Origin of the sequence: Pseudomonas sp. RGB, from assembly GCF_007713445.1 — a bacterium.
Classification (GTDB): domain Bacteria; phylum Pseudomonadota; class Gammaproteobacteria; order Pseudomonadales; family Pseudomonadaceae; genus Aquipseudomonas.
Genome location: NZ_VMSH01000013.1, coordinates 100,683 through 110,710, shown reverse-complemented (window position 1 = coordinate 110,710; position 10,028 = coordinate 100,683). Strand labels below are relative to the sequence as shown.

General features: G+C 62.6%; 11 protein-coding genes. 6 read left to right on the top strand and 5 right to left on the bottom strand.

Going from position 1 to position 10,028, the window contains the following annotated elements; all coding sequences use genetic code 11:
• The first annotated feature begins 204 nt into the window (after positions 1-204).
• Complete coding sequence (locus FPT15_RS23490; protein ID WP_145165088.1) at positions 205-1,413, top strand: ammonium transporter; 1,209 nt, start codon at positions 205-207, stop codon at positions 1,411-1,413.
• On the opposite strand, the gene FPT15_RS23485 is transcribed toward FPT15_RS23490, so the two are convergent.
• Positions 1,400-3,118, bottom strand: coding sequence for a monovalent cation:proton antiporter-2 (CPA2) family protein (locus tag FPT15_RS23485; RefSeq protein ID WP_145165086.1), 1,719 nt, complete (start codon positions 3,116-3,118; stop codon positions 1,400-1,402). The two genes, FPT15_RS23490 and FPT15_RS23485, sit on opposite strands and share 14 nt — an antisense overlap.
• A 344-nt stretch (positions 3,119-3,462) precedes the next feature.
• Here FPT15_RS23485 and FPT15_RS23480 point away from each other — a divergent pair, with 344 nt between their 5' ends.
• The 3 genes from FPT15_RS23480 to FPT15_RS23470 all read left to right on the top strand — a co-directional run bounded on the left by FPT15_RS23480 (position 3,463) and on the right by FPT15_RS23470 (position 5,072).
• Positions 3,463-3,699: a glutaredoxin family protein gene (locus FPT15_RS23480; protein ID WP_145165084.1), complete on the top strand. Its 237-nt coding sequence runs from the start codon at positions 3,463-3,465 to the stop codon at positions 3,697-3,699.
• 74 nt (positions 3,700-3,773) lie between these two features.
• The gene (locus tag FPT15_RS23475; RefSeq protein WP_003189932.1) at positions 3,774-4,109 is read left to right on the top strand and encodes a hypothetical protein; all 336 of its coding nucleotides are present in this window, start codon (positions 3,774-3,776) and stop codon (positions 4,107-4,109) included.
• Positions 4,110-4,181: 72 nt separating this feature from the next.
• Positions 4,182-5,072 carry a pseudouridine synthase gene (locus FPT15_RS23470; RefSeq protein ID WP_145165081.1) on the top strand — a complete coding sequence of 297 codons (891 nt, stop codon included), beginning with the start codon at positions 4,182-4,184 and terminating at the stop codon, positions 5,070-5,072.
• A 56-nt stretch (positions 5,073-5,128) separates the two neighbouring features.
• On the opposite strand, the gene FPT15_RS23465 is transcribed toward FPT15_RS23470, so the two are convergent.
• A complete protein-coding gene (locus FPT15_RS23465) occupies positions 5,129-5,350 on the bottom strand; it encodes a YgdI/YgdR family lipoprotein (protein WP_065901933.1) in 222 nt (73 codons plus the stop codon).
• 79 nt (positions 5,351-5,429) lie between these two features.
• The gene (gene mobA / locus FPT15_RS23460; RefSeq protein ID WP_145165079.1) at positions 5,430-6,032 is read right to left on the bottom strand and encodes a molybdenum cofactor guanylyltransferase MobA; all 603 of its coding nucleotides are present in this window, start codon (positions 6,030-6,032) and stop codon (positions 5,430-5,432) included.
• Between the two features lie 76 nt (positions 6,033-6,108).
• Between mobA and moaB the strand changes: the two genes are divergently transcribed.
• Both moaB and glp read left to right on the top strand, forming a co-directional pair.
• Positions 6,109-6,648, top strand: a complete 540-nt coding sequence (gene moaB, locus FPT15_RS23455; protein ID WP_145165077.1) for a molybdenum cofactor biosynthesis protein B — start codon at positions 6,109-6,111, stop codon at positions 6,646-6,648.
• A 22-nt stretch (positions 6,649-6,670) separates the two neighbouring features.
• Entirely contained in the window at positions 6,671-7,858 is a 1,188-nt protein-coding gene (glp, locus tag FPT15_RS23450) for a gephyrin-like molybdotransferase Glp (RefSeq protein WP_145165075.1), read from the top strand.
• A 258-nt stretch (positions 7,859-8,116) separates the two neighbouring features.
• Here glp and FPT15_RS23445 read toward each other — a convergent pair whose 3' ends face one another.
• Together FPT15_RS23445 and FPT15_RS23440 are read right to left on the bottom strand one after the other, a co-directional pair.
• A complete protein-coding gene (locus tag FPT15_RS23445; protein ID WP_145165073.1) occupies positions 8,117-8,446 on the bottom strand; it encodes an EscU/YscU/HrcU family type III secretion system export apparatus switch protein in 330 nt (109 codons plus the stop codon).
• On the bottom strand, positions 8,443-10,020 hold the full coding sequence (locus FPT15_RS23440; RefSeq protein ID WP_145165071.1) for a flagellar hook-length control protein FliK: 1,578 nt from the start codon (positions 10,018-10,020) through the stop codon (positions 8,443-8,445). Before FPT15_RS23440 ends, FPT15_RS23445 begins: the two co-directional genes overlap by 4 nt.
• Positions 10,021-10,028 lie beyond the last annotated feature (8 nt).

The following is a 10,028-nucleotide window of genomic DNA, read 5'->3' as shown; positions in this document are numbered from 1 at the left end:
GCTAATGCCTTGAAAAACCTTACCCTAAATAAATAAAACCCGCGGAAAAACCCTGTCGGCAACGGCCTTTTGTGTTGATCGCTGCGCTAAAGCGGTTCACACCTTCTGCACAGAGGTGGGGCTGGTGGCGCCAATTTAGTGCGCGACACTCTGGCTTGAACCGCTTTGGTGCTTTTTGCCTTTAATGCAGGCCTGCCAACCTCCATGGAAAATTTGCAAAGTGCAGTGGACACACTTGTTCACAGCTCCAACACCCTGTTCATCCTGATCGGTGCGGTCATGGTTTTGGCCATGCACGCCGGCTTCGCGTTCCTGGAAGTCGGCACCGTGCGCCAGAAAAACCAGGTGAATGCCCTGTCGAAGATCCTCAGCGACTTCGCCATCTCGACCCTGGCCTATTTCTTTATAGGCTATTGGATCTCCTACGGCGTGAGCTTCATGCAACCGGCGGCCGTGATCAGCGCCGATCATGGCTACGGCCTGGTGAAGTTTTTCTTCCTGCTGACGTTTGCAGCGGCGATTCCGGCGATTATTTCCGGGGGCATTGCCGAGCGCGCCAAGTTCGCTCCGCAGCTGTGTGCCACCGCGCTGATCGTGGCGTTTATCTACCCGTTTTTCGAAGGCATGGTGTGGAACGGCAACTTCGGCCTGCAAGCCTGGCTGCTCGCAACCTTTGGTGCCAGCTTCCATGATTTCGCCGGTTCCGTGGTGGTGCATGCCATGGGCGGCTGGCTGGCGCTGGCGGCGGTGCTGCTGCTGGGACCGCGCAATGGTCGATACCGGGAAGGGCGCTTGGTGGCCTTTGCGCCATCGAGCATTCCGTTTCTGGCGCTGGGCTCGTGGATCCTGATTGTCGGCTGGTTCGGCTTCAACGTGATGAGCGCGCAGACCCTCAATGGCGTCAGCGGCCTGGTAGCCGTGAACTCGTTGATGGCCATGGTCGGCGGCACCGTTGCCGCGTTGGTGATTGGCCGCAATGACCCAGGCTTCCTGCATAACGGCCCGTTGGCCGGGCTGGTGGCGATCTGCGCCGGTTCCGACCTGATGCACCCGGTGGGCGCGCTGGTCACGGGTGCGGTGGCCGGTGGTTTGTTTGTGTGGTTTTTCATCGCGGCGCAGGATCGCTGGAAGATCGACGACGTGCTGGGTGTATGGCCGCTGCACGGCTTGTGCGGCGTATGGGGCGGCATTGCGTGCGGCATCTTTGGCCAGACGGCCCTTGGCGGCCTGGGCGGCGTGAGCCTGATCAGCCAGTTGATCGGCACGGCATTGGGCGTGGCGGTGGCGCTGGTCGGCGGGCTGGTGGTGTACGGCGTGATCAAGCGTGTACACGGGCTACGCCTGAGCCAGGAGCAGGAGTACTACGGCGCAGACCTGTCGATCCACAAGATTGGGGCGGTCAGTCAGGATTGAGCGGTTTTTCGGTCTGCGCATCAAAGCCGTGCAATAGGCGATAACGGCTCTGGCGCACCTCATCCACCCGCGCCTGCACCTGGTGGTCCGGCAGGCCCAGCAGGATCAAGGCGTGGGAGGCGAGCATCAGGCTCGATTCCAGTAGCTCGGGCACCACTTCGCTGGCGCCCGCCGCTTTCAACTCGGCCAGTTGGCTGTCATCGCGCGTGCGCACCAGCACGGGGACGTGCGGGTTGATCCTTCTGGCCTCTTTCAGGACCGTGAGGGCCACATCGCTGTTGTCCACGGCAATTACCACCAGCCGCGCGCGCTCCAGGCCGACCGCACTGAGCAGCGCCCCACGGCGGCAGTCGCCGTAATGCACGCTGCTGTCTTCGGTGGCGGCCTGCGTCACGCGCTCGGGGTCGTCATCCAGGGCGATGAATGCCTGATGTTCCCGACGCAGAAAGCGCCCGATGGATTGCCCGACGCGGCCATACCCGCAAATCACCGCGTGGCCACGTAAATCGGCATTGAGCGCGGTGATTTCCTCCAGTTGCACCTGCTGGTTGGGCTTGCGGTGCAGGCGCAGGGCGATGCCCGGTGCGGCGCGCAGCAACAACGGCGTCAGCAGCATCGAGCAGAAGGTGGCGGCCAGCAGCAAACCGTTGAACTCGTCCGGGATCAGCCGGCTCTGCTGCATCTGCGCCATCAACGCGAAGCAGAATTCGCCGCCTTGCGCCAGGGCAAGGCCGCTGCGCCACGCGGTTTCACTGTCGCTGCCGCGCAGCTTGACCAGCGCTGCCACCACACAGCCCTTGAGCAGCATCAGCGCGAGGGTCAGGCCGAGGATCAGCAGGCTGTGGCTGACAAACAGTTGCAGGTCGATAAGCATGCCGATGCTGACGAAAAACAGCCCGAGCAGGATGTCGCGAAATGGCCGTATGTCCGCTTCAATCTGATGCCGGTAATGGCTTTCGCCCAACAGCATGCCCGCCAGAAAAGCCCCGAGGGCAGGGGACAGGCCGAGCAAATGCGTGAGCCAGGCGGTGAGCAAGACGATCACCAGCGCCAACAGCACAAACAGCTCAGCCGAATGGGACGCGGCAACTTCGTGGAACAGGCGGGGCAGCAACCAGCGACTGGCAAACAGCAGGCCGACGAACAACAGCACGGTTTTGCCCAGCGTCAGCGGCAGCGCCCAATACCAGGCGTGTTCGCTGCTGCCGGCAAACACCGGCACCAACGTGAGCAACATTACCGCCACCACATCCTGGAACAGCAACACGCCAATCGCATTCTGGCCGTGGCTGCTGAAGATTTCCCCAAGGCTGCTCAGCTCCTTGCTGACAATCGCGGTGGAGGACAATGCCAGCCCCGCGCCGAGCAACAGCGCGACGCTTGGCGACAGACCGAAGCCCATCAACAGGCCTCCCAGCAAGGCTGCGCACCCCAGCACCTGCAAACTGCCCAAGCCAAACACCACCCTGCGCAGGGCGAGCATCTTGGTCAGGGAAAACTCCAATCCCAAGGAAAACAGCAGGAACACCACCCCCAATTCGGCAAGGTCGGGCAGCTCTTCGCTGTCATTCACCCAGTCCAGAGCGGTGGGGCCCACCGCCAGGCCCACGCACAGGTAACCCAGCACGGGCGGCAATTGCAGGCGTCGAAACAGCGCTATCACCACCAGGGATGAGGCCAGAATAATCAGCAAATTGGCAAACACGGGCAGCTTCCTTGCAGGTTGAGCGGACAAAAAGGCGCGAGAATCGCTGAATCAGTTATAGGCCATGGTGATCTGGGTCAGGCTTTCAATGCCAAGCAGGCAAGTTGTAGCAAGCGTGCCTCCTGTGGCAAGCGTGCCTGTCGTGGCGAGCGGGCTTGCTGTGGCGAGCGGGCTTGCCCCGCGTTGGGGCGCGAAGCGCCCCTGAAACCCGCCAGCCACGTCCATCCCGAACAAACACACCCGCCGCCTGAGCCCTTTCGCCAATCAACCCGGATCACCCCGCTCGCCACCGGTATTTGGCAGGCTTAGAATGGTTGCCTGTTTCCTGATCAGGCCCCTTCGCCATGCTTCCTGAATGCCAGTTATTCGGCACCCTGGGTTGCCATCTTTGTGAGATCGCCGAAGTCGAAATCATGCCGCTCGTCGAACACGGGTTGCTGGTGGAACTGGTGGACATCACCGACCCCGATGACCTGACCGACGCCTACAGCCTGCGGATTCCGGTGCTTCGCCGGGTGGATACCGGGGCAGAGCTGGACTGGCCATTCGACACCGGACAGGTTGTTGCCTTCCTGTCCTAGGCTTTCTCCGATGGCGAGTTTCCAAATATTAAGTTACTGTATGTTTGTACAGCGATTGAATAGAGGGAACGCCCGTGGTGAATGTTGAACAACTGAAAAGCAGCGTCAATCGCATGTCCGCCGACGTCGTGCGCGACGCGGTGAACGAGCTGCGCCTCGACGGCCTGGTCACGGAAGGCAAGACGCCTTTTAACAAAGTGCACTTCAATACCTGCTTTGCCGAGATCGAAGCGTTGTTCCAGCGCGCCGGTTATCACAAGCAGTTGGATGTGGTGGGTTACCAAGGGTTGTTGTACGCGCTTTATGATCCGGGTCGCTGGGAAGCTGTGGACGTACTGCGTTGGCTCAAGGAGTTCACCGAGGCGGCCAGCGCTTCGCCAGTCCTGCGCGCGCAATTGGCCAAGGCCTGAGATCCGCCCTAGGCTCCATCGCGCTCCATGCGGGATAATGCCCGCCTGATTTTCCAGGCTTCGAGCATTGTCATGTCATCTTCCGGTTTTTCCGCGTCGCAACACCAAGCCAGTACGTTGTATTTGCCACCTGGCAATTGGGCGACGGTGCTGGAGTGTCTGTGCGAGCATTTCCCTGCAATTGGCCGCGAGCACTGGCTGGATCGCATCGCCCGTGGCCGCGTACTCGACATCAACGGAACGCCGATCAGAATGGATTTGGCCTACAAGCAAGGCCTGTGCATTTACTACTTCCGTGAAGTGCCGAATGAGAAGGTCATTCCGGTTGAGGAAACCATCCTGTATGCCGACGAGCACCTGGTGGTCGCCGACAAACCGCATTTTCTCCCGGTGACCCCGGCGGGCGAGTACGTTGAACAGACCCTGTTGCGCCGCTTGATCCGGCGCCTGGATAACCCTGCTCTGGTGCCCTTGCACCGCATCGACCGGCACACCGCAGGGCTGGTGCTGTTCTCGGCCAACCCGCACAGCCGTTCAGCTTATCAACAGCTGTTTCCAACACGGCGCATCGACAAATTCTACGAAGCCATCGCTCCAGCGTTGCCTGATTTGACCTTCCCCATGGTTCACAAAAGCCGTCTGGTGGGGGGCGAACCGTTCTTTCGCATGCAGGAAGGCCCCGGCGTCAGCAACACCGAGACGGCGGTGGAAGTCCGTGAGAAAAACGCCGACCTGTGGCGCTACGGCCTGTTCCCCGTAACCGGCAAGAAGCACCAGCTGCGCGTTCACATGACCGCGCTGGGGGCGAGTATCTGCAATGACCCGTTCTACCCCGACGTCATCAAGGACGCCGAGGACGACTACGCCAACCCGCTCAAACTGCTGGCCCAGGGCGTGCGGTTTATCGACCCGGTCACCGGTGAGCAACGCGATTTCCGCAGCCGAATCACCCTCGACTGGTAAACCCCGCAAACGACAAGGCCCGCGCGAGGCGGGCCTTGTGGGTCCAGCGTTAAGACTTACAGGTCTTTAACGGTGCGAACCTGATCCTTGTTGATGCGGGTCTGCTTGCCGTCAAGTTGTTCGAACTCGTAGAAGCCCGAAGCCTTATCGAATTTAGGGGTGTCGACGGCCTGGATTTCGCGACCGTCATTCAGGGTGATCACTGTAGGCGAGGCGCAACCGGCGAGAGTAGCGAGGCCCAGTGCAAGCATGAGAGCGGCGATGGTCCGTTGAGTCATGAGTGTGTCTCCGAGAGAATGCTTTTAAATTGCTGACCTTGTGACGCGCTGCGCGTCGACAAAGTTCCTTGTGCGAGGTTCATTCTGACACGCCGAAGGCTGCGTGCAACAGTTCAGGTGTATTCAGGTTGGCCAGGCGCGGGTCATTCGCCGGGCACTCCAGGCCCACGCCGCCCAGTTGCAGCAGAATCTTGCGCGGGCTGCGTTCACCGGCTTCCCAGGCCCGTTCTACTTCGGTTTGCAGGTGGGTCGGGATGATGCAGATCAAGGGTTCCCAGAATTCGCCCTGACGCACCATCACCGGCACCAGCGGTGTGCGGCGTGCAGTTTCACGCAGGTCGGCGAGCAGCGCCGCGTCGATGTTTGGCACGTCGCAGGGCAGGATCAGCAGCTGTGCGTGGCGCGCGGCGGCCAGCCCGGCGCGGATGCCTGCCAGCGGGCCGGGAAAGTCCGGGCTGTCGTCGCTCACCAACTGGTCGGCGTAGGGCGCATACAGGTCATGGTTGCGATTGCACGAGATAATCAGGTCATCCGTCAGCGCCCGGGTCAGGCGTTGCAGGTGGGCAATCAACGGCTGGCCATGCCAGGGCAGCAGGCCCTTGTCCTGACCACCCATGCGCTGGCCGCGGCCACCGGCCAGCAGCAGAATCGAACAGGGCAGGGGCGAAGAATCGAGAGACATGGCGGTTCCGCTGCGGCAGGTAAATAGGGCCCTGTGATATAACATCGGGCTGTTCCTTCGACAACCGGACCGAGCCATGAAAGCCAAGGCTGATGCGCCCTTCGTACCCCTGAATATTGCTGTACTGACTGTCAGCGACACCCGCACCCTGGACACCGACACTTCAGGCCAGGTCTTCGTCGACCGCCTGACCGCCGCCGGCCACAACCTGGCCGAGCGCGCGCTGCTTAAGGACGACCTCTACAAAATCCGCGCGAAAGTCGCCCACTGGATCGCCGAAGACGTGGTGCAAGTGGTGCTGATCACCGGCGGCACCGGCTTCACCGGCCGCGACAGCACGCCCGAAGCGGTGAGCTGCCTGTTGTATAAACAGGTCGATGGCTTTGGCGAATTGTTCCGCCAGATCTCCGTGGCCGATATCGGCACCTCCACCGTGCAATCGCGCGCCCTGGCCGGCCTGGCCAATGGCACGCTGGTGTGCTGCCTGCCGGGTTCGACCAACGCGGTGCGTACCGGCTGGGACGGCATCCTCGCCGAGCAACTGGACAACCGTCATCGCCCGTGCAACTTCGTTCCTCACTTGAAGCAGGCCGAACCCTGCGAATCCCGTGGATAAGCCCGGCAAAACTGGCGCCCTGATGCCAGTGGAGGACGCGCTGCGCCAACTGCTGGACATGGCCGAAGCCGCGCCGATCCGTGAGCCGCACGTGGTGCCGCTGGCCGACTGCGATGGCCGCGTGCTCGCGCACGACCTGATCTCTACGCTCGACTTGCCGCCCTGGCCCAACAGTGCCATGGACGGTTACGCCCTGCGCCTGGCGGACTGGACCGGCGAGCCCTTGCCCGTCAGCCAACGCATCTTCGCCGGCCAGGCACCGCAGCCGTTGGCCGCCGGCACCTGCGCGCGCATCTTTACCGGTGCGCCAGTGCCCGAAGGCGCCGATTGTGTAGAGATGCAGGAAAACGCCGTGGTCCACGCCGATGAGCGCGTGAGTTTCAGCGAACCCTTGCAGGTGGGCCAGAACATCCGCCCGCAAGGCCAGGAAACCACCGTCGGCGAGTTGGTGTTGAGCGCCGGCACCCGCCTGGGCCCGATCGAGCTGGGCCTGGCCGCCTCCCTGGGGCACGACCGCTTGAGCGTGGTGCGCCGCGTGCGCGTGGCCGTGTTGTCCACCGGCGACGAGTTGATCGAGCCCGGTTTGCCGCTCGGCCCGGGGCAGATCTACAACAGCAACCGACGCGTGCTGTGCAGTTGGCTGGCGCGCATGGGCTGCGAGGTGATCGACGCCGGGATTCTGCCGGATGACCTGGAAAAAACCCGCAAACGCCTGGCGGATCTGGGCAGTGTCGACCTGATTCTGTCGACCGGCGGAGTGTCGGTGGGCGAGGCTGACTTTCTCGGCATCGCCCTGCGCGAAGAGGGCGAGTTGGCCCTGTGGAAGCTGGCGATCAAACCGGGCAAACCGCTGACCTTCGGGCATTTTCGCGGTGTGCCGGTGATTGGCCTGCCCGGCAACCCGGCTTCGACCCTGGTGACCTTTGCGTTGCTGGCGCGGCCCTATCTGCTGCGCCGCCAAGGCGTGCAAGAGGTGGAGCCGTTGCGTTTCGAAGTGCCGGTGGGTTTCACCTGGCCCAAGCCGGGCAACCGCCGCGAATACCTGCGCGGGCGGATCGAGCAGGGCAAGGCGATCATCTACCGCAACCAGAGCTCCGGCGTGCTGCGCAGCGCCGCTTGGGCAGAAGGGTTTGTGGAAGTGCTGGAAGGCACCACGCTGGCTATCGGCGACAACGTCAATTTCATTCCGCTGAGCGAAGTGCTGAACTGACAGTAGCGATCTAAATGTGGGAGGGCTCCCTGTGGCGAGCGGGTTCGTTGTGGCGAGCGGGCTTGCCCCGCGTTGGGGCGCGAAGCGGCCCTAATACAGCCGGCACGGTTTTTCAGAAAGATGTAATCGGTGAGGGTTTGGGGCTGCTGCGCAGCCCAACGCGGGGCAAGCCCGCTCGCCACAACTAGCCCGCTCGCCACGACAAGCCCGCTCGCGACAACATGTCCGCTTACCGCAAGGGGCATGAGGTCTGAGTCTTTAGTAATCATCCCCGCGCTCAGTCACATCCCTTTCCACCGGCTCGGCGTTCGGGTCGTACCCCGCCGGAAACTTGCCCTTCAGCGTCCACGCAAACGCAATGATCTCCGCCACCGTGCGGTACAACTCTTCCGGAATGCTGTCGCCCAGCTCCATGCGCGCCAGCAGCTTGACCAGCTCGGCGTTCTCATAGATCGGCACTTCATTGTCCCGCGCCAGCTTCAAAATGGCTTCGGCCAAGGCATCGTCGCCCTTGGCCGTCAGGGTCGGCGCTTGCTGGCCGTCGTACTTGAGGGCAATCGCCTGGCGTGGTGGGGCTGGATTTTTCATGCGGTTTCATCCACCCAGCGTTGTTCCAGGCCGGTTCTCGGGCCGCGCGGTGGGGTGCCGAGGTGGCAATCCAGGTCGCCGACGTTGAGGCCCGAGGTCACCAGGCGCTCGCGCAAATGGCCCAAGTGGCTTTCGATCAAGTTGGCGGTAAAGGGCCGGGTTGCCCACAGCTGGCTGGACAGTTTGCCTCGGGTCAGTTGCGCCTGAACCTGCAATGGCCCCAGCGGCTCCATGTCGAACGCCAACTCGACGCGCCAGAGCATCTGCTTGGGGTCTTTCTTGTCTTTGCGTTCGGGCTGATCCTTGTCAGGCATCGGTTCCTCGCGCTGGAACTTGACCTGCAACGGCACGATGTCCTGCAAGGTGCGCATGGGAATTTCCAGTTGCCAGGTGGTTTGCAAGCGGCCATCGGCGGTGGTGCCGGTTTGCTCCAAGCTCGACAGCTGATGGCTCTGCAGGCGCGAAATCGCACCGGCGGCCAGGCGCAGCAGGTTTTCCAGGTCACTTTCGCCTTCCAGGCGCTGCATCAGCCGATCCGGCAGCGGAAAGCCGGCGGGTGCCTGACGCGCGCCGATCTGGCCGAGCGTATTCAGCGGGTTACGCACAAAGTTGGGCAATACCTGGGCCAGGGTATTGGCGGCGAGGATGGCGTTGAGATTGGTGGCACTGGGCAGCGCAGGCAGTAAGTCGGCGACCAGGCGCAGCAACGCGCCTTTCATGTCCAGCGGCGGGATTTGCGGGTTTTGCCCGGCGAGCAACTTGGCTTCAAGAAACGCGCCGCTGTTCTGTACCAGCTGTGCCAACACCTTGGGATTGCTCACTTGTGCCAGGTCGGGCAACGCCGCCAGCAACCGCGCCGCCGCGGCGCGCAGGTCGGTGGACGTGCTGTCGTCGGTGGGCAGGTTTTGCAGGGCGGTGAAAACCACGTCCAGCGAGCCTTGGCGACTTTGCTGAGTAGAAAGCTGTTGTGCCACGGCCAATTGATCCTTGAGCCCGCTCAACGGCACGAAGTTCAAGGTCTGCGCATTTTGCACCACGGCGCTGAGCAAGCTGCCCACCCGCAGTGGTTGCGGGCTTTCCAGCGTCAGCGTGGTGCCGGCTAGGGCGTTGTTGAGCACCGTCACCAGCGAGCGGTAGATCGCCGGTTGCGTGGTGCCTTGCGGCAACATCTGGGTGGTCAGCACCTTGGCTTGCAACAGCGTGCCCACCGGCATTTGCGTGGTGTCGATACGGGTGAGGGCGGCCACGTTGGCGCTCAAGGCCTGCTGCAACGAGAGTGTCAGGTTGCCGGCTGGCGTCTGGCTCACCGCTACATTGCTGCCCAACGGCAAAGGCTGGGCGCTGCTGGCTTGCACCAGGGTCTGGCGGCCGCCTTCAAGGGTCAATTTGAGCAGCAGCTGAAACGCATCGCCGCCTTGTTTAAGCGCGATCACCTCGGCGTTGGCGGTTTTCCCAGGGTCGATCAGTCCGGCCTGCGGCTCCAGCAGTTTGAGCAGCTCGCCGGTCGGCGGCAGCGGGGCGGGCCCGGGCGCCGGGGGAGGAGGCAGCGTAGGAAGGTTGATCTCACCGGTCATCGTGCGCA